General features: G+C 49.2%; 20 protein-coding genes and 1 riboswitch. Of the genes, 9 read left to right on the top strand and 11 right to left on the bottom strand.

Translation table 11 applies throughout. The features are described from left to right. Nucleotides 1-516 precede the first annotated feature (516 nt). Entirely contained in the window at nt 517-1,821 is a 1,305-nt protein-coding gene (locus OXH18_RS00910) for a CCA tRNA nucleotidyltransferase (RefSeq protein WP_268610533.1), read from the top strand. A 139-nt stretch (nt 1,822-1,960) separates the two neighbouring features. After that, a complete protein-coding gene (locus OXH18_RS00915) occupies nt 1,961-2,149 on the top strand; it encodes a hypothetical protein (RefSeq protein ID WP_268610534.1) in 189 nt (62 codons plus the stop codon). 203 nt (nt 2,150-2,352) lie between these two features. Here the strand turns inward: OXH18_RS00915 and OXH18_RS00920 are convergent, their stop codons facing one another. The 5 genes from OXH18_RS00920 to OXH18_RS00940 all read right to left on the bottom strand — a co-directional run bounded on the left by OXH18_RS00920 (nt 2,353) and on the right by OXH18_RS00940 (nt 7,039). Beyond that, the gene (locus tag OXH18_RS00920) at nt 2,353-3,471 is read right to left on the bottom strand and encodes a hypothetical protein (RefSeq protein WP_268610536.1); all 1,119 of its coding nucleotides are present in this window, start codon (nt 3,469-3,471) and stop codon (nt 2,353-2,355) included. Between the two features lie 80 nt (nt 3,472-3,551). Further along, the gene (locus tag OXH18_RS00925; RefSeq protein ID WP_315874801.1) at nt 3,552-4,664 is read right to left on the bottom strand and encodes an LptF/LptG family permease; all 1,113 of its coding nucleotides are present in this window, start codon (nt 4,662-4,664) and stop codon (nt 3,552-3,554) included. A gap of 81 nt (nt 4,665-4,745) precedes the next feature. Continuing rightward, a complete protein-coding gene (lptB, locus tag OXH18_RS00930; protein ID WP_268610540.1) occupies nt 4,746-5,489 on the bottom strand; it encodes an LPS export ABC transporter ATP-binding protein in 744 nt (247 codons plus the stop codon). A 117-nt stretch (nt 5,490-5,606) separates the two neighbouring features. Continuing rightward, on the bottom strand, nt 5,607-6,179 hold the full coding sequence (locus OXH18_RS00935) for an LptA/OstA family protein (protein ID WP_268610541.1): 573 nt from the start codon (nt 6,177-6,179) through the stop codon (nt 5,607-5,609). Between the two features lie 431 nt (nt 6,180-6,610). Beyond that, nucleotides 6,611-7,039 carry a DUF309 domain-containing protein gene (locus OXH18_RS00940; RefSeq protein ID WP_268610542.1) on the bottom strand — a complete coding sequence of 143 codons (429 nt, stop codon included), beginning with the start codon at nt 7,037-7,039 and terminating at the stop codon, nt 6,611-6,613. A gap of 185 nt (nt 7,040-7,224) precedes the next feature. Here OXH18_RS00940 and OXH18_RS00945 point away from each other — a divergent pair, with 185 nt between their 5' ends. The 4 genes from OXH18_RS00945 (at nt 7,225) to OXH18_RS00960 (ending at nt 10,826) form a co-directional block, all read left to right on the top strand. Beyond that, the gene (locus OXH18_RS00945) at nt 7,225-7,542 is read left to right on the top strand and encodes a DUF6825 family protein (protein WP_268610544.1); all 318 of its coding nucleotides are present in this window, start codon (nt 7,225-7,227) and stop codon (nt 7,540-7,542) included. Between the two features lie 34 nt (nt 7,543-7,576). Further along, nucleotides 7,577-9,304 carry an ABC1 kinase family protein gene (locus tag OXH18_RS00950; protein ID WP_268613261.1) on the top strand — a complete coding sequence of 576 codons (1,728 nt, stop codon included), beginning with the start codon at nt 7,577-7,579 and terminating at the stop codon, nt 9,302-9,304. 57 nt (nt 9,305-9,361) lie between these two features. Continuing rightward, the gene (locus OXH18_RS00955; protein ID WP_268610546.1) at nt 9,362-10,117 is read left to right on the top strand and encodes a PP2C family protein-serine/threonine phosphatase; all 756 of its coding nucleotides are present in this window, start codon (nt 9,362-9,364) and stop codon (nt 10,115-10,117) included. A 163-nt stretch (nt 10,118-10,280) separates the two neighbouring features. Next, on the top strand, nt 10,281-10,826 hold the full coding sequence (locus OXH18_RS00960) for a YdcF family protein (protein ID WP_315874804.1): 546 nt from the start codon (nt 10,281-10,283) through the stop codon (nt 10,824-10,826). A gap of 1 nt (nt 10,827) precedes the next feature. On the opposite strand, the gene OXH18_RS00965 is transcribed toward OXH18_RS00960, so the two are convergent. Then, nucleotides 10,828-11,778, bottom strand: a complete 951-nt coding sequence (locus tag OXH18_RS00965) for a pentapeptide repeat-containing protein (protein WP_268610549.1) — start codon at nt 11,776-11,778, stop codon at nt 10,828-10,830. 344 nt (nt 11,779-12,122) lie between these two features. After that, nucleotides 12,123-13,412 carry a lipid-A-disaccharide synthase-related protein gene (locus OXH18_RS00970; protein WP_268610550.1) on the bottom strand — a complete coding sequence of 430 codons (1,290 nt, stop codon included), beginning with the start codon at nt 13,410-13,412 and terminating at the stop codon, nt 12,123-12,125. A gap of 133 nt (nt 13,413-13,545) precedes the next feature. Here OXH18_RS00970 and OXH18_RS00975 point away from each other — a divergent pair, with 133 nt between their 5' ends. Then, nucleotides 13,546-14,937, top strand: coding sequence for a DUF3084 domain-containing protein (locus OXH18_RS00975; protein ID WP_268610551.1), 1,392 nt, complete (start codon nt 13,546-13,548; stop codon nt 14,935-14,937). Between the two features lie 154 nt (nt 14,938-15,091). Here OXH18_RS00975 and OXH18_RS00980 read toward each other — a convergent pair whose 3' ends face one another. After that, nucleotides 15,092-15,664: a DUF2721 domain-containing protein gene (locus OXH18_RS00980; protein WP_268610553.1), complete on the bottom strand. Its 573-nt coding sequence runs from the start codon at nt 15,662-15,664 to the stop codon at nt 15,092-15,094. Between the two features lie 404 nt (nt 15,665-16,068). On the opposite strand from OXH18_RS00980, the gene OXH18_RS00985 reads away from it, so the two are divergent. Both OXH18_RS00985 and OXH18_RS00990 read left to right on the top strand, forming a co-directional pair. Then, nucleotides 16,069-16,500 carry a hypothetical protein gene (locus tag OXH18_RS00985; RefSeq protein WP_268610554.1) on the top strand — a complete coding sequence of 144 codons (432 nt, stop codon included), beginning with the start codon at nt 16,069-16,071 and terminating at the stop codon, nt 16,498-16,500. Between the two features lie 82 nt (nt 16,501-16,582). Then, the gene (locus OXH18_RS00990) at nt 16,583-18,403 is read left to right on the top strand and encodes a sodium:solute symporter family protein (protein WP_268610555.1); all 1,821 of its coding nucleotides are present in this window, start codon (nt 16,583-16,585) and stop codon (nt 18,401-18,403) included. Nucleotides 18,404-18,429: 26 nt separating this feature from the next. Here the strand turns inward: OXH18_RS00990 and OXH18_RS00995 are convergent, their stop codons facing one another. The 3 genes from OXH18_RS00995 to OXH18_RS01005 form a co-directional block, all read right to left on the bottom strand. Continuing rightward, nucleotides 18,430-18,618, bottom strand: coding sequence for a hypothetical protein (locus tag OXH18_RS00995; RefSeq protein ID WP_268610556.1), 189 nt, complete (start codon nt 18,616-18,618; stop codon nt 18,430-18,432). 113 nt (nt 18,619-18,731) lie between these two features. Then, nucleotides 18,732-18,923, bottom strand: coding sequence for a DUF4278 domain-containing protein (locus OXH18_RS01000; protein ID WP_268610557.1), 192 nt, complete (start codon nt 18,921-18,923; stop codon nt 18,732-18,734). Nucleotides 18,924-18,962: 39 nt separating this feature from the next. Continuing rightward, nucleotides 18,963-19,046: riboswitch (Glutamine riboswitch) on the bottom strand. Nucleotides 19,047-19,092: 46 nt separating this feature from the next. After that, a complete protein-coding gene (locus tag OXH18_RS01005; protein ID WP_268610558.1) occupies nt 19,093-19,521 on the bottom strand; it encodes a secondary thiamine-phosphate synthase enzyme YjbQ in 429 nt (142 codons plus the stop codon). Nucleotides 19,522-19,554 lie beyond the last annotated feature (33 nt).

Consider the following 19,554-nt stretch of genomic DNA (forward strand, 5'->3'; position numbering starts at 1 on the left):
CCGCTTTAAAGTCCTGCGGGATGGACGCGTCGCTAAGCGGGACAACGTGATTCCACAACTTGCTGGTGTATTGGAAATTGGAGTTAATTTTCAGAGTTAATTTTCATGCTGAAGACTTTATCGCCCACCGAAATGGGGCAGTCAGCCGATGGGCCTTCTTTTGTGGCTCGCAGGCAGTGAGGGCAAGAAATGTTTCACCTTCTGGGAGAACAAGCACAACCAAACCTGCGGCCGCAGCGTCAGCGAGTTTATCTGCACGAGCGGTGGCCGCAGTGAAAACCTTACTATAAGATCATAGGAAATTTGCAAGGTTATACTTGCAGCTTTCTCTTTCAGTTGTTGCTCAGGTCTTTATAATTTCCTGTACCTGAGTTTTGCCAAAACACGAATGGGCGGATGAGGAATGTTGCAAAATGAAGTAATTTGCAGTAGCCGCCCTGGTCATATTGTTCAAGACCTATTGTTCAAGACCTAACTCTCACGACCTATTCTCTAGCCACTGGACCTACGTCGTTGTTGGATATCACTTCTCTGTTGCCGTCTACTCAGTTACGGGAGATGCCCGCTTCGGTTCTATCACCGCATACTTGGCCGATCGATTTAGCCTTGTTGCCACCAGCTACCTACCTTGTGGGAGGAAGCGTGCGCGATGCGTTACTTGGACGACAGGCGGAATATTTAGATTTAGATTTTGTGCTGCCTGACAATGCAGTTCAAACGGCTAAGGCAATCGCCCACTACTATGGGGCAGGGTTTGTGCTGTTGGATGCAGAACGACAAATTGCCAGGGTGGTGTTTGAAAAGGCAACCGTCGATTTTGCGCAACAGGTGGGGGATAGCTTAGAAGAAGATTTGGAACGGCGAGATTTTACCGTCAATGCGATTGCCTACAGTCCCCACAGTCAGGAGATTCTTGATCCCTTGCAGGGATATCAAGATTTGCAACAGGGCTGGCTGCGGATGATTGCGATCGAAAACCTGAAAGAAGATCCACTACGGCTACTGCGGGCCTATCGTCAAGCCGCTCAGCTTGGATTTGTGGTAGAACCCAACACACAACGAATAATTCAGCAACTTGCTGGGTTGCTGCAATTTATTGCAGCTGAACGAGTTCAGGCCGAGCTTGGCTATTTGTTAAGTGCTGCCAAAGGCACGCCCTTTTTGCAACGAGCTTGGTACGATGGGCTGTTGGCACACTGGTTGCCCCATGCCAGCACTGCTAGCCTGGTTACTATTGAACAAATCGATCGAGCCGCAGTAGTCTTAGAACAAGACTGGCCAAGCCTAGAATTGTCGGGCTGGATTCGCGATCAACAGCGAGTGTCTGGAACAGGCCGCAGTTGGCTGAAGCTAGCAAAGTTGACGGCCTTGGTGTCGCCCGATCTACCCGTTGCCGAACGAGAGTTGTGGCGTTTAAAGTATAGTCGGGCAGAAATTCAGTCGGTTTTGATGGTGCTTAAAGCTTGGCCGCAGGTGCAAGCAACTCGGTTAGCTGCGCTGTCGTTAAAAGAGCAGTACACGCTATTTCGTGCGGTTGGGGTCGCCTTTCCTGCTTTAGCGGTACTAGCGGTGGCATCGGGTACAACGATCGAAGCGATCGCGCCTCTGATCCAACGGTTTCTTACACCAGATGATCCCGTAGCCCATCCAACCTTGCCTGTCACTGGGCGAGATCTGATGTCGGCGTTACAGCTACCTCCTGGACCACAAATTGGTCAGCTTTTAGAAGCCATCCAGCTTGCCAAAGTGGAAAACAAGCTGCAAACCCGTGAAGAAGCCCTACAATTTGCCCAGTCCATGTTGGAGTTCAAATCCGACTAAAAATTTTGGTAGAATGAGAATTCTGTGGAAATGACGCAACGGAGTTAGATTCAGTTTACATCGTTCTGCTCCAGCCATTTGTCCACCAGTTTCGCCCAACTAATGAACTATTTAGCCCACTCGCATAAAGAGGTTTAGAATGGCTAAACGCCGCAACCTAAAAAAAGAAAAAGCACTCCGTAACTTAGCGTATGCCCGCAAGTTTCGCAAACGCACGAACACGGGACGAGGTATGAGAAGGGGACGCCCCGGTGGCGGTAATGCTGCCCAGGATATGGATGATATGGAGCAAGACACCACGCAAGATAGCACTGGAGCGGCCGAGTAAGTTTGCTGGGTTGCTAAAACTAAGCCTGGTCTGACCATTTTTGTGACCATAGTTTAACCGTTAAATTAGTAGACGGTTAGGCTGAAGATTTTGGATGCATCACGGCATCACATTTAAACCCATGGTGGAGATGTTGATAGAAACCGTAAGAGGGGGCGTAATGCCCCTTTTTTTGTTTGGCGTTTTGTTCGCCATTTTGCGTTCTACGGATTGGAAAACGTATTGATGGCTCCACCACCCATCGATCGACCCGGAACGGCACGAGGAATTGAAAACGGCAGCGATGCCTCGGACGGCACAGCGTTTAAGCCAGGTTGGGCTGGTTGTACAGCAGACGGACGATCTTCGTGGCTCTGCCTATTGATCGATCCGAACCCGATGGGCGTTCTCAAAGCAGGGGGCAAGGTATAGCCTGTAGTTCCAGGGGCAGGAGACGTTTGCGGCAGAAATTGCGGATAGGGTTGGGTTTGTAGCGACGCAGGCTGACCTGGCAAGGGCTGAGGTTGCACTGCATTGGTAGACTGTGGCCAGGAAAGCGGCGCTGTAGCGGGTGCAGTTCGATCGCCTGTGGTGGATGTCGTTGATGTGGTGGATGTCGTTGAATTGACACGTTGGCTGGGAGAGGCAGACAATTGAGCCGCATCATCGACAGCATTGTTTTCTTGAGCGTCAGCTAACTTGTGGCGCTCGATTGCTGCTTGCAACGAATTGAAGCTAGACGCGGACGCAGTGGGTCGATTGAATGTGACAATGCTCCCTATCACAGCACTTTGGGATGGTTCCACCCGTTTAGCCACATCAGCAGACAATCCAGTTGAGCGCAGTGCTTCTGAGAAAGACGGATCGTTCCATTGGGGTATGACCAACTCGGTCTCGGAAGAAACTAGACGGCTATGAACCGAAGTTGAAGCAAACAGAGGATTGAGCAACAGCGCTTCTAAATCGGCGGGTGCGTCTAGCCAGGTCAGGTTATCCTTCAACAGATCGGTCTCGGTCTTCCGCAGATTTGCTATTGGAGACTCTGCATCAGCTAGTGCAGCGATGTCTTCAACGGTTAAATCATCGACAGACGAATAGGGATCAAGTGGGGTCAATACTGATTCAGCGTCGGATTCAAGCAGATCGGTAGCAATTGGGGTGGCGATCGGGCGATCGGTTCGGTGATTAGTTGCAAACTGCTGCGACTCAGACCAATATTCAGCTAGCAGTACCACTGCTGCCATGAAGAGAGAACCAGAGATCCAGACTGTGGGACGCTTAAGAATGGTAAAGCGTGCTTTCAAATACCGCACCGAGGCCGGTAACAGCTTGACACTGGGCATAAAGCCCTCCTGAAGCATTAAAATTAAGACAAAATAAGACTGTATCAATTCTAACAATAGAAATGATTGAGCGAGAACATTCACTGAGAGGATTTGATCAGCAACCATATCGCAATAATTAACCCAAAAATATTGGGCAACCATCCTCCTAACACAGGGGGAATATAGCCAACTTGGGCAAATGCTCCGCTGAGAATGGTTAATAGATAATAGCCAAACACCATCAGTAAACTAATAGCAAACCCCGTAGCCCGCCCAGTGCGATTCAGTCGTGTACCCAAAGCGGCCCCCACTAACCCAAAGGAGATGCAGACAAACGGTAGAGCCAACTTCTGCTGAATTCGTACTCGTAGCTTTTGAATTTTGCTTTCACTACCGCTTTGCCGGAGTGTTTCTAAATAATCTAGCGATTCAGCGATATTCATCTCATCGTAGTCACGTTTGCGAGAGGCCAGATCTAGAGGAGCGCGAGGCAATTGCAATTGTTGCTGTTCAAAGGTAACGATGTTGCGAAAGCTACCATCAGCCGATACTACGTAGATCGTGCCATCAGAAAAATCCCAAGTTTTTTGATCGCTATTCCATTCTGCTGATCGAGCACTAACGATCTGATCGAGACCGTTTTGGGAAAAATCTAGAATGGTCAACCCTAACATTTGCTGCCCATTAAATTCTTTGGCATAGAATAGCCGTGATAAGACTTCTTCGCGATCGCCATCTTCATCTTCAACATTGCGAAATTCTTGATAGAGGATATTACGCTCTTGAAATAATGGCTCATCGCTTTTTAGAGCCTCGGACAGGGTGGTAGTGGCTCGAAAGTTAGAGGCAGGAACGATCGACTCATTGAACACAAAGGTTAGCCCTGTCACCAACGTACATAACACCAAAGCCGGCAACACCATGCGATACACACTCACGCCACAGGACTTCAGGGCTGTCAACTCACTGTCACTCGACAGGCGGCTGTAGGTCATGAGATTAGCCATCAGCGTCGAGGTAGGAAACGAGTAAACAATGAACTGGGGAAATTGCAGCAGCAGTACCTTAAAAGCGATCGAAAGCGGCAAGCCGGATTCCGTGACTCGGCGAATCAGTTCAAACAGGGCCCCTACGGACACCCCCAACGACGAGAAGGCTCCTACTCCAAACAAAAACGGCGCAATCAATTCTGTGGCGATGTAGCGATCCATGACAGAGAGTTTGAATGCCCCATCCCAGCGGAACGGCAGGCGAGGAAGCTTCGAGAAACCAGCGGACATAGATCTCCTTCATCACAGTTGAAAGCTTTCACCAAGGTAATATTGTCGCACCAGCGGATTTTCATAGAGTTCATCCGAGCTACCGGCAGCCAAAATTTGACCATCTCGCATGATGTACGATCGATTAGTCGTGGCTAGGGTTTCTCGAACGTTGTGATCAGTGATAAGAATTCCCATCTGCCGACTGCGTAATCGCGAAATGATGTCTTGAATTTCAGCGACCGCAATGGGGTCAATGCCTGCAAAGGGTTCATCTAAAAACAAAAATTTGGGGCCATGCGGACCCGCTGCCAAGGCACGGGCGATTTCTGTCCGACGGCGCTCTCCTCCCGATACGCGATTTGCCAGAGTTCTTGCTACTTTTTCTAACCGAAATTCTTTGAGCAAATAATGCAGCCGATCGTGATGTTCATCGGTTGGAATGCCCGTTTGTTGCAGCACAAGAAGAATATTGTCTTGAACGCTGAGGTGGCGAAACACGCTGGGTTCTTGTGCTAAATAGCCAATTCCCAACCGAGCACGCTCGAACATCGGCAAACACGTGATATCTTGCTCATCAAGCCAGACCTTGCCTTGGTCAGGTTTTTCTAAACCTGTCGCAATGTAAAACGTTGTGGTTTTACCAGCACCATTAGGTCCCAATAGCCCCACTACTTCACCACGACAAACAGACAAGTAGACGCGATTGACTACGACGCGCCGACCATAAGCTTTGTGAACATTTTCTAGTACTATTTTCTCTAGCACTATTTTCAACGAGTTGCTCTCAAGAACTGCCAGGATCAAAGTTCAGGACTTGATTGTAGCAGAGAGCGCTACAAATCTTAGCAAAAGCGAAGTCCCCCGATCGCTATAGGATGGGAATTACCAAGTTTAAGGACTCAGAGGAGCTTTAAACTCTGGCTTGGGATTAAACGGATTATCCTCAGTTACCGTTCCTGTGGTCGAACCAGTTGGTGAACCGTTTGATGAACCAACCGATGAACCAGTTGTGGTAGAAACGGTATTTGTATCTTGAATAAGATAGATGGATTCTACCTGTTGCCCACTGTCAGGAAGGGCTACAAATCGTCCTTCATCAACCAGATAGGTAATGATCTCGCCGCGCAAACTATTTCCTGCTTGTAATACATAAACATCCCCAGTCAACACAATCCGGCGTTCGCGGCTGTAATACTGGGCTTGCACGGCTGTTGCTTGAATTTGGCGAGCCGGGTAATTGATTTGCACATTGCCACGGGCTGTAATCACACCTGTAATAGCGTTGGCTTCTTGGACATCAGCCCTTAAAGTCAACGCTTGACTACTGTTGGCAGTCTGTGCCTGAGCAGACTCAGGAAAGGTGACAGGAGTGAGGGTTACGCCCATCAATGTAGAAATTGATAAGAGCGCTAGCCCCAGCCACTGAAATTTGAACCAATACCACGATCGAGAGACGGACACCATAGCACTAGAAAATAAGCGATGAATCAAAAATAACAACTGAACTAGTGAATATTAGCAGTGATACCCTACTGTCTTGGCGATTATGTCTGGCCTGGTCTATCTAACTGTCTAGCTGTATGTTAGTTTACTTGGCTACCCCATCAGTATATTTAATCAGTATATTTAAGTTAAGAAGCAAATCGCCGATTGAATGTTTCAACGGTGCTTTCACACTCGCTGGTTTGGCTTTACTGGTTTGACTTTATGACCTAACCTGACGAGACCCTGTAAAGGGAATGTTCAACAAAGGGTCGTCTGAACGATCGTTAGAGGGTGTTTAACCTGCACTCTACCATCACTAATCATCCCTGCAATCATCCAACCGGACAGAAATGATGAGCGTAACAAGACGGCAGCCGCATAGACTGGACGCAGTTTAAGCCAATCCTTGATTAGCTGCATACCTTGGCAATGACTGGTAATTGTAAAGGTAAAGTAAGGCGATCGGCATCAGCCGCTGAATGATTTGATTGCACCAATGCCGCCAACAGAGGAACTTGGTCTGGAGTAGCATGCTGCAACACTACCAGTAAATTCACACATTGATTCACCAAGTCAGCCACATCAATCTCGGCAAAATCGGGTTGATAGCGCCGCAGCCGATTAATTCCCTCACCCAGCAAAATTGTAGCGCCGCGCAGATTTTGATTGCCTAGATGATAAAGTGCAACTGCAACTTGCAAAATTCCTTGATAAAAAGTTTTTTGCGGATCAGAAGCTTCAATCCAAATTGCCTCTAAGGTATCGTGACAGGCGTAGTATTCACCCTGGTTGAACTGCTCCACCCCTTGCCAAAACTCTGTCGCCACCGCTTCACTCATATCCTGCTCCTGTGCAGCCTTACCTCACCCTAGCCTGAAACCATAGAACTCTACTATTATTTCAATCTCAACTATTTCAATCTCAACCCCCAACCCTCGATGCCAAAATCCCTACCTTTCGATCCCTAGTCCTCAGAAGGGCAGTCAAGCTATAATCTTGGCGGAGCATAGGCACATACTAATTTATGAGCAACCCTTTGGTACATGCTTTTTTTGTGGGCAGAGCATTTGCAGAAGCAGTTGGAGAACAGGTTGAAAATGCCGTGACCAATGCTCTAAGCGAGCTTGGCAAATTTGATGCAGAACAGCGAGAGCGCTTGCGTCAGTTTACAGAAGAGGTGCTGCAACGGGCATCCTATGCTGAGCAAATGACGATGCAGGGACGATCGTCTGGTTCTACCAACGCGGCCACTTCCACAGATTTACAGGCCATGATTGATGATTTGCGGGCAGAAACGGCTCAACTGCGAGCCGAACTACAGCGATATCGCAATCGCTCTTGATCACGTGCGCGGGATGAGTGACTCACAGCCTTACATGGGAGACGTAGAAACTGGTTCACGCTGGAACCGCAATCAATTGAGTGGCAAGGCCTATCGTTGGAGTCGAGAGAATTACTCGAAACGCCGTCGATCGATCGACATTTGGGCCTTTGTCCTTAAGCTCCTAGCAGCACAGTGGGCTTATAACAAAGCTTGGACCTATCCAAACGGTATGACGGACGAAGCCAGAACGAAGCGCCGTCGATCCCTAGCTGTTTGGATTCGAGAAACGCTGCTGGATTTAGGGCCCACGTTCATTAAAGTGGGGCAGATGTTTTCTACCCGTGCCGATTTGTTTCCGGCTGAATTTGTTGAGGAATTGTCAAAACTTCAAGATCGAGTGCCGGCGTTTAGCTACGAGCAGGTTGAGACAATCATTGAACAAGATTTTGGCAAGTCCATTCCTGCTCTATATAGCAGCTTCGACCCGATTCCCATTGCAGCAGCCAGTCTGGGGCAAGTACACCGGGCCCAACTTCACACGGGCGAAGAGGTGGTAGTGAAGGTGCAGCGCCCTGGTTTGAAAAAGCTATTTACCATCGATCTGGAAATTCTCAAGGGTATTGCCCATTATTTTCAAAAACATCCTAAATGGGGACGAGGACGCGATTGGATTGGCATCTATGGTGAATGTTGTCGCATTTTGTGGGAAGAGATTGAATATCTCAACGAGGGGCGCAATGCTGATGCGTTTCGCCGCAATTTTCGCGAGGAAGATTGGGTCAAGGTTCCCAAAGTTTACTGGCGATATAGCTCTCCTCGGATTTTGACGCTGGAATATATGCCCGGTATCAAAATTAGCCACTATGAGGCCCTGGAAGCTGCTGGACTTGATCGCAAGGAACTGGCCCGCTTAGGAGCCAAGGCCTATCTGCAACAGTTACTGAATGATGGGTTTTTTCATGCCGATCCGCATCCAGGCAACATTGCTGTTAGCCCCGACGGGTCGTTGATCTTCTATGACTTTGGCATGATGGGACGAGTTAATCCCATCACACGTGAGAAATTGCTTGATACCTTTTTTGGAATTGCCCAAAAAGATGCCGATCGTGTGGTGGCGTCGTTAATTGAATTGGGAGCACTGGCTCCGGCAGAGGATATGGGCCCAGTGCGCCGATCGATTCAGTACATGCTGGATCACTTTATGGATCAACCGTTTGAAAATCAATCGGTGGCGGCAATCAGTGATGATTTGTATGAAATTGCCTACGATCAACCTTTTCGATTTCCAGCTACCTTTACCTTTGTAATGCGAGCCTTTTCTACCCTCGAAGGGGTGGGCAAGGGACTCGATCCGGAATTTAACTTTATGGAGGTTGCAAGACCGTTTGCAATGCAAATTATGACAAATGGCAATGGTTCAAAGTCTAACGGTCTGTCGGATGGGCTATTTAATGAATTGGGGCGACAAGCTGCCCAAGTCAGCAGTACAGCATTGGGGTTGCCACGTCGGTTAGAAGATACCCTGGAAAAACTCGATCGTGGTGACATTCGGGTCCGAGTCCGATCGACTGAAACTGACCGAGCTTTACGCCGGGTTAGTGGCGTTAATATGGGAACAAACTACACCTTGCTGGTGGGAACGTTCACTCTCTCTGCTACCCTTCTGTTTATTAATCAGTATTTGTGGTTAGCGGCGCTGGCAGCGTTGTTAGCCTTGGTGGCTGGGGTTGCCCTCGTCCGACTGTTGATTCGGCTCGATCGGCTCGATCGCATGTTCTGAGCGCTTTAAGCTTATGTCCAAGTCCATGTCTATCCCGTTTGCGATGTTGGTTATGCCATGAAACGCCTTTTCACGGGTCTAACCGATCCGGGACTGCTTCGTGCTATCAATCAGGATGACTATTACATCGACCCGCACGGCCGTTTCTTTATTGTGGCAGACGGCATGGGTGGACATGCAGGAGGACAGGAAGCGAGTCGGTTAGCAACCCAAGCAATTCAAACTTACTTAAACGACTATTGGCACTCGCCGGAAGCCTCAGATGTGTTGCTAGAGCAAGCGTTTCTGAAAGCCAATCAGGCCATTTTGCAAGACCAATCAAAACACCCTGAACGCTCAGATATGGGAACCACGGCTGTGGCCGTCATGTTTCGTCACGACCAATCTTGGTGTGCTCATATTGGCGATTCACGCCTGTACCGTTTGCGGGGGGCCAAACTTCATCAAATCACTGAAGATCACACATGGGTGGCACGAGCGATGCGACTGGGAGATATTACTCCCGATCAAGCTCGGAATCATCCGTGGCGGCATATTCTGTCGAAGTGCTTGGGGCGCGAAGATCTCCGGCACGTTGAGGTACAGCCATTTGATCTACAGCCTCACGATCGCTTGCTGTTGTGTAGCGATGGGCTAACCGAAGAACTATCAGATACCCTCATTGCCTCACACTTGAAAACCATTCGTGCCTGCGATCGGGCGGCATTGGCGCTGGTGAATGCTGCTAAAGATAAGGGGGGTCGCGATAATATCACGGTGGTGATTATTGCATTTGATGACTCGCCTACGGAAGACAGATTCTACTTGGGATAAATAATGCTATAAGGTATGGCGGTATATCGCTTATCTTGTGCTGCATCAGTATTCTGGTTCCATGCGATCGTTTTTTCGTTCTTCTTTGGCAAAGCAGACATCTCAAGTTCGTTCAGCCCGGGGAACTTGGTCTCGTTCTTCTCTGTTAGGGCTAGTCTCCCTCATGCTGCTACTGGGTTCAAGTTCCCAACTCTTAGAAGATTTCTGGGCGTCTCCACAGGCAGTCTTGGTGTTGGGTGGTGCTACCGAACGAGAGCAATTCGCGGCGGAATTTGCTCGGCAGCATCCAGCCTTGCCGATTTGGGTATCTTCGGGCAGCAACCCCGAATATGCCGAGTGGCTCTTCGCAGAAGCAGGGATCGCCGCCGATCGAGTTCATCTAGACTATCGCGCTGTTGATACTGTGACTAACTTCACCACCTTGGTTGATGAATTCCAGCGGCAGGGAATCAACAGCGTCTACGTCATTACCTCTGACTATCACATGCGGCGCGCGGTTGTCATTGGTGAGATTGTTCTAGGGAGCCGAGGCATTACCCTAGAACCGATCGCGGTTCCCTCAAAGCACGCCAACGAACCCTTAGACAAAGTGGTGCGGGATGCGGCCCGCTCGATTCTTTGGATCACAACCGGACGCACGGGCGCGAACTTAGCCCATCTCTTGCGCCTGACACCGTCCAACACAGCGGGAATTGGAGAGGAACCTTAACCTACTGATTCAAAATCAGACTGGGGCTGCCCCCGGCCTCGGTCATGACTCCATTTTCCCAACGCACCGCTGTCAAAATCGCCTCGTTAAAGTTGGTGTTGCGGAGGATGGCATCGGTGAAATCAGCCCGAGTCAGATCTGCTCCCCAGAATGAGGTTCCCCACTTGGTGACTACATTGAACGCCACTGCCATAATCTGAGCATGTCTTCGATCGCCATTGAGGGCCCGCCAAGTGATGATAGCACTCATAGCAATCACAATAATCGCCAGTCCGATTGCCGATTCGCCTGCCGTAGGTACCGCAATCAGCAGAAACGGAATCCCAAACGCAATCAAGACTGCTAGCGCTGCCCATGCATTCCAAGCTAGGGTTGTCACTGCTGTAGCCAAGACCAAAAACGTTGTCACCGCTGCGACAAACGACGCCACCGTAATCGCGATGGCGATCGCCCCAGCCGAAATGACAGCAGCGGAACTGGCCAGCGCGACCATGCCAGAAAAAATAAACGCTAAGATAAACACACTAAAACTAGCCGCTAGGCCATTGCGAATGGCGATCGCCGCAAAGCCAATCAGCACTCCCAACGTCAGCCATTTAGGAATTAGATCAACCAAGTGGCTGCTGTGAAACCGAAACTCGACTACGCGATCAACCAACCCGGCTGAAGCTCCCAACAAGGCGGCGGCGGCAATAAACACTAGACTCATAATCACAGCGGCGTGGGGCTGAAGTCCAGCTTTGGCTTTGGCAAAGGTTGTGTTTCTCAAAATCGCGTTTGTGAAGTCTGTGCCACGAATGTCAGCTTTGCTAAAATCTGCATCCGACAAATCCTTACCACGAAACGATTTTCCCCTTAAATCTAAACCGCGAAAATTGCGTTCACCCTGTTGATATTGAGTTAGAAGCTGCTCTACTTTCATGCGTTTCAATTCCACCACCTGCTCTTTCATGACCGTAAATTCCACTCAGTAGTGTTGCTGCGCAAATTAGCACTCTCATGTAGTAACGCTGAGAACGATGCCCGTATGCACAAGCTGACATACCGACCTTTGTACAGTGATGTACGGCAATGAGGTTGAGGGGTTCCTCGCCCTCCCAGTAGACAACTCCCCTTACTTGAGGCAATCTTAACAGAGAACCTTGGCATCATTAGAAAAATGTTAAAATAAGCACATAGAATTTTTAGGTTTAGAATAAAAATTTTTGTCAATAATTCGTCAACAGTCAGCTACGATTCAAGTTATTCATTTTATTCCCTTAATCACAAATGTTTCGGATTTTACCTAAGTCATTCTCAGTTTATGTTTTTCTTTATACATGAATTACCGGTATTCAAAAGAGTTATCAAGGAATCAGCAATCCGATCGGCGGCTCCGGATGTTCCCATTCGATTACGTCCATTGGCGGCAATTAGTTGCAAGCGATCGGGAGTTTGCAGTAGCGTTTGAACCGCTGGCACGATTTCGGCAGGTGAGTTAACTAGAGTGACAGACGTCCCCAACAAACGAGTTTGGGCTTCGGCAAAGGCAGGCGTAAACTGTGGCCCTCTACCTGACAGGATAAACGCTGGTTTCCCCAATCCCACAAACTGTTCTGTGGCCGTTCCTGCCATCGCAATGGCAAAGTCCGCTTGGTGCAGACAATCGTTAAACCCCGATGGCACAAGCAGTAGCCGCGCATGAAGTTGGCTCAAGGTCTGGTAGGGATGTGAACTAGAAGCCCCACTCGATCGCCAGCCGAATGCCGTGGCCGCCTGCTGAAATTGAGCCAGATCCAAGCTAGGGGCAAGGGCCGCCAAAAACACAAGCTTTTGCCATTGAAATACCGGAACCAGAGTAGCCACTGCTTGTAGAATTAATTGCCAGTTTTCATATGCTTCGGGTGATCTAGACCCCGGCAGCAGCACAAAGGTGAGCGATCGGGAATCTATACGAGTCTCAGCACTAGTATCAACATTCAACCCAAAGTCAAGTCCAACCGGATCTAAGCCATCCATCATCGGATTCCCTACATCAAACGTCGGAATAGCCCAGCGCTTTAGGATCAAGGCAGTGAGCCGATCGCGGGGAAATACAGCCCGACAGCGGGGATGCTGCATCAACCATCGCTCCCAGGGTAAATACACAGAGCCAGACCAACTTTCCAGACGTTCAAACCAAGACCGACGCGGCAACAGTCCCTTTTCATCGCGTAAATAGTATTCTGACTTAGCTGTACCCACGAACGCATAAGAAGCTCCGCTGCTCCAAGCAAACAACAGTGGCACAATATCCCCAACTGCTAATATAAACGCTCCAGCTTTCGCCCAAGCGCGCACAGTTTGAAGCTGAGTTTGAGTTAGCCGCAGCAATCCGCCCTGCAAATCTCGTAGTAATTGTCGCCCGTCCATGTACACGAAACCACCCGAAGGCATCGCTCTGACTGATCCGGCGATCGGAATATCGTGTGCTGTATAGACGTGCCCTTCGCCTACAATGGGAAGAGCCGCTATGTCTGGGCAACTTGGGCGCTGTTGCAACGCTTGCAGGATGCGCAGTGCAATTGTGTCTTCGCCATGTCCGTTACTGAGGCAGAGCAATTTCATAGGATTGTTTCATTGAGCAATTGTATGGAAAAGGAACCAAGCACCAAAGATTGCCGATCGTGAATGGTTAAAGGGTGAATAGCAAAAACCAGCGGCTAATAGTAGGCTGGATTTGGACTTTCTAGAATAGACGATGACCACCGGGTTGGTCTTAATTGCAGCGATTTTGGTGTTGGGGGGGGTCATTGCCACCGTTGGCGATCGTTTGGGCACCAAGGTAGGAAAGGCTCGACTGAGTTTGTTTAACCTGCGGCCCCGCCAAACTGCCACGTTAATTACTATCTTGACGGGTAGCATCATTTCAGCGTCAACCTTTGCCATCTTGTTTACCGTCAGTGACCAACTGCGAACGGGCGTATTTGAACTGCGCGAAATTCAACGGGATTTGTCCGATGCTCGGCAAGAGCTAGAAGAAATTACCACTGAAAAAGAAGATATTGAGGACGAGTTAGCCAGTTCGCGGCAAGAGCAAATTGCGGCACAACGCCGCCTCGAGGAAATCAACAAATCCTTGCAGGCGTCGCTGGAGCGGCAAGCTCAAACTGAATCGGCATTGAACAGTACTCAGGAACAATTACAGCAAATTCAGGGACGCTTTCAGCAGGCACAGTCTTTGTTAGCCGCCGTTTCTGGACAAGCCATTACCCTCCGATCGGAAATTCAACAGCTTCAAGCCGATCGTCAAGAACTAATTCGTCAACGGGATGAGGTGCGCTCTCAAATTGCCCAACGTGATCAGGAAATTGCTCAGCGCGATCGCGCCATTACCGAGCGGGAAGAACAACTGCAACTTCTAGAAAATCAATACGTTTATCTCACCCAACAGGTACAAACCTTAGAACGAGAATTTCAAGCACTCCGACAGGGGAATGTAGCCTTGCTGCGTGGACAACCCCTTGCGACAGGGGTTGTGCGGATTATTACTCCCGATGCTGCTCCACAGGCGATCGAACAGTTGCTGAACCAAGCCAATCGGCTCGTGTTACAACGAGTTTTGCCTGGTGCAAGTGATCTAGAAGAACAGGTGATTCAAGTGACAACGACGGCCGTTGAACAAGCGGTACAGCAAATTGCAGATGGTCAAGACCATGTCATTCGGGTGCAGTCGGCTGGTAACTATGTGGTGGGTGAACCGTGTGTACTGGCAGGAAGAGCGTGCATTGGTGTTGACATTACAACGGCTGTCAACCAACTGATTTTCCGACAGGGCGATGTGGTGGCATCAACGGCGGTGAACCCTTCCACAATGACCGATCAAGAACTGGCAGAGCGAATTTTGTTGCTAATTGCAGCAGCACAATTTCGGGCCCGGCAGGCAGGAATTCTTCCAGACACGATCCAAATTTCAGATAATCGGCGGGAGACGGCGCTGGAGTTCATTAATCGCGTGAAGCAACACAACCAACCTGTGGAAATTCAGGCGATCGCGGCGGCAGATGCTTACACAGCCGGATTACAGATTGAACTGGCGGCGGTTCAAAACGGACAAATTTTGTTTAGTACTCAAGCGGGGCGGCTACCGTAATGGTGGTAATGGATGATGGGTAATCGGTACGGAGAGGAGAGGTATCTAAGCGTCGATTCGCTTACTAAGAAAGCTAGATGAAGGCTACCTTTGCACATTTTTGGGCTCTCACCCCACTCCCCGATCTCTGCTTTCTACCCCATAGTCCCCCGGCTTAGTACGAGGTTGAGCGCAGTCTCGATCGATGGTCAGTCGATCGATGTAGAGTGGAGCCTTTGGGACTCGAATCGGTTGAGCTTAAACTTGAGCCTAAACTCGAGCCTAAACTTAATGTCCAGTTGATTTCTTCCCATAACGAATGATTGGTTGTCCGAAAATCAAATAGCATGGCGGCTACGCTGACCAGCAAGAAGGTGGTTCCTGCGACAAATAGAATCAGTGCGCCTTGAATCAACCAATTTGATTGAATCAGCGTTCGACAGGCAATGACTAAAGTGCTGCCAATGCAAAGCAATAAGGCGCTTTGGGCCATAAGAACGCTGACATGGGCAATCTGATAGTGCTGTCGCAAGTGACGCAGTTGGACTTTTAGCGGTATGAGCCGATCGTGACGGCTGAGATCGGCGGCTCTCAATAATTCTAAATAGTTTCGCTGTACTCCTTGCAGGCGATGAAGCATTGAACTATGACGCATTAGCACAGCGCTCAGCAGAATGGTACAGGCAGTCATCAAAAGCGTGGAATTAAGAATCAAGCGGATTAGCTGGTCGGTTTGTTCAACGCTCATACAGCCCCTAATATAGATAGTACAATCGTATTAAATTAGTGCTGTGATTTTGCATTGATTTCAGTAAAGTTTTTTGTCGCATTTTAATACAGGGGGAACGATCGCACTGTTAGGGCTGACTCTTGAGTTCGCGGTCTATCCGTTATAGAGCTTAACAGTGTTGGATTGGACGCCCACATTTATCTGTTGCCATCCGCTAACCCAATTGCAGTGATAACGGTTGTAACGGATGGGACAGAAATTCATTAAATTGGTTAAGTTGAAACTAACCATTTGGGCGATAGTGCGGGGAACACTTGGGTGTATGGTGATGCAGAGGATCTGTTGCGAAGGAAATTAGAACCACGAAGTCACCGTAACGCAACCCAGTCCTGGCAGTTTCGTGTTTTGTTGAATGAACGGGCATGAAAAACTTTCAAGATTCATCGGATGAGCAATTTGAATCTGGGCAGGACAACAAAGTTCCGAAAGACCCAGTTTTTCAGCAGCAAGTTCAACGACTGCACCGTCTAACGGTTTATAGTCGCTGGATGCTTGTCGCGTTGCTGTGGCTTTGTGTTGCACCCTTATGTTTGTGGGCCTTGCGATCGGAGATTGCCCTGTGGCTAGACTATTTCACTTGGACAGCCGTTCGCTACACCATCCTTTATAACCGCATTCCGGCATTGGGGTTGATTTTTTGTGTTGCTGTTACAGTCTCTGTGTTGCTGTGGCAAAGCCGGGCAATTCTGTGGGGGCTGCCACCGGAACACCGCAATTATTTAGAAGCGCAAGTGCTAAGAATTCGCCGTCAAGGCCGAAGCCATCCCCTATGGAAGTGGGTTTGTGAACCATAGAGGTTGATGAAAGAGTGGCTCGATATAAAGGAACCAGAGTGTGGGATCATGACTCAATGCAACAAGACGGAATTGGGCCATTATGCAACCGATCGATTGGCTGATAGTTTTGCTGTACCTGGTGCTGACTATGGCATTGGGGCTATACCTAACCCGCAAAGCCTCTGGAAGCTTAGTTGATTTTTTTGTGTCGGGACGATCCCTGCCCTGGTGGTTGGCAGGAACCAGTATGGCGGCCACAACCTTTTCGATCGACACACCGTTATATGTGGCAGGTGTGGTGGGAAATCGCGGCATTGCTGGCAACTGGGAATGGTGGAGTTTTGGGATTGCTCACTTAATTTTGATTTATGTGTTTGCGCGGCTGTGGCGGCGATCGGAAATTGTCACAGATGCGGAGTTGACGGAGATGCGATATGGCGGTCGCATGGCGGCAATTCTGCGGGGAACCAAAGCATTTTTGTTTGCTGTACCCATTAACTGTATCGGCATCGGCTATGCCATGTTGGCGATGGTCAAGGTGATTGATGCACTGGAGCTTTGGCAAAGTTTGGGCATCACACCAGGCGATACTTTGAAGCTGTGGAGCGTGATTGGTGTCAGCATACTGGTGCTAATCTATTCTGGCTTTTCTGGACTATGGGGTGTGGTCGTTACGGATTTCTTTCAGTTTTTCCTGGCACTGTTGGGTGCATTTGTCGTAGCAGCGGCAGCGATCGGGCAGGCAGGCGGAATGCGACCGCTCATTGATCAAGCTCAGCAAGCTACCAGTATCGATGTATTATCGTTCGTTCCGGTGACGATTGGTGGAGCGAATGGTTGGTTAACTTGGAGCGACACAGCGGGAATTACAGCCAGTACCTTTGCCGCCTATGCAGTAGTGCAGTGGTGGTCGTTTCGTCGCAGTGATGGCGGTGGCGAGTTTGTGCAACGGTTGGCGGCTGCTAAAAATGAGGCCGAGGCCGAAAAAGCCGCCTGGTTTTTTAATATTCTGCATTATATGGTTCGCACCTGGCCGTGGATTGCCGTTGCCTTGGCAGCGATCGCGTTGTATCCAGACTTAGCCGATCGAGAATTGGGCTATCCTCGGCTAATGCTCGACTTTTTGCCGCCTGTGTTATTAGGATTGGTGGTGGCTTCGCTCCTAGCAGCATTCATGAGTACGGTCTCAACGCTCATCAATTGGGGTGCATCTTATCTCACTAATGACCTCTATGGGCGATTCATTAAACCAGATGCCAATCAATCTGAATTAGTTGCTGTTGGACGGATAACATCGGTTCTGGTTACAATTTTAGGTGCATTAGCCGCCTTCTTCTCGGATGATGTAGCAACCGTGTTTCGATTAGTGATCGCCATCGGAACTGGTCCAGGTCTAGTACTGATCTTACGATGGTTTTGGTGGCGCATCAATGCTGCCGCAGAACTGGCCGCGATGCTCGCTGGCTTTGTGATTGGTCTTGTTACCAGTGTAGTTCCGGTGTTGACGATCGAGGATTTTGGTTGGCGACTGATTGTGACTTCGCTGCTGACGGCTGTAATTTGGATTACAGTTATGTATCTAACTCCACCTGAATCGGATGCTACGCTGGATGCCTTTTACTGCAAAATTCGTCCGGGTGGCCCTGGTTGGTCGCGACAACAAGCCCGCACCCGCTTACTGCCAGCTCAGGATTTAGGACAAGATATCAAACGCACGATCGCAGCAGCCCTATTACTGTTTGGTGCCATGTTTGCAGTGGGTGGATTTTTGTTGTTACAACCGTTGATGGGTTGGGTATCACTCATAATCGCCGTTGCAGGTTGGATGTGGCTCCGTCAATTGGGGCGATCAACCGTGATGCCAATCGCACGACCCGGATTAGAGAATCCAGAGTTAAATCGATCAGACGATCGGCCATAGATGGAAAGTTAGAGAACGCAGGGAAGTTATACCAAGGTTCGACGACTCCGCCAACCTAGCCCAATCGCCACTAGTAGTAGTGGCAGCAGCACCATCACCAAGGCAGTCATAGGAGTAGCCGGAATATTGAGCCATGGAGCAAGATAGCGAATGGCAACTGCTAGCCCTGCCGACAGGGACAGCACCTTAAGGACAAACATGATTTGACTAGTCATACATAATCGCAATGAAAAAGCACTCTATGTAAGAGTGCTTTTAGCCTACTGCATTCAGGGAGAGGCGCGAGATCAACGCCTCACGAACCCAAAAAACACTGTGAACTGTTTAGTTACTGGACGTCCAAACGATGAACCGGAGCACCCCGATAGGTTAAGGAGGCAGGGATAGGTTGGCTGACCGGACGCTTGGGCCGACGCAGCCTGACCGCTGCCCCTCGATAATGTCCCACAACGCCATTCTCGGTCATTTCGATCGGTGTCTCGTCATGATGGTAGATTGCACCACGGTAATGTAGTTCCATCGGTTCGCCTCGTGATTCTCAACAAAAATATGGTTATGAGGCGCGTTCCTTCGGGAAATTCTCCCTACTTCCGTCCCCTTTAGGTTTCAATACCAATTAAAAGCCTAGAAGGGGATGAACGATTGAATTTCTGTATCTATTGTTACCGTTTTCCGGGAAGTTGTCAACTTTAAACAGCGAGGTCAGATACAATTCGTAACCAAACGGTTCGATCGCGTGACCCATCAAATTCGCAAAGGTAGATGAACTGATAGGTTCCTAGCAGTAGGTTTCCGCTCCCAATGAATACCGTCTTGGATGGACCAATCAGAGCGGCTTTGATGTGAGAGGGCGCATTTTTGTTAGTCGTCTGATGTAGATAGGGCAAATCTTTCGGAACCAAGCGATCGAGAGCATTCAACAAATCCACATGCACATTTGGATCAGCGTTTTCTTGAATTAAAATGGCAGCGGTTGTATGAGGGACATAGATGGTACAAGCTCCTTCGGTAATTCCAGTTGTGGCGATCGCCTGCTGCACTTGCGATGTAATATTGATAATTTCAGTTTTTTGCTGAGTGGCAACGTTAAATGATTGGCGTGTCGCTGTTTGCTGCATGATGGCAAGCCTCCTTTGGTTGCGGCTAAGTTT

It is taken from the genome of Thermocoleostomius sinensis A174, from assembly GCF_026802175.1.
Classification (GTDB): Bacteria; Cyanobacteriota; Cyanobacteriia; order Elainellales; family Elainellaceae; genus Thermocoleostomius; species Thermocoleostomius sinensis.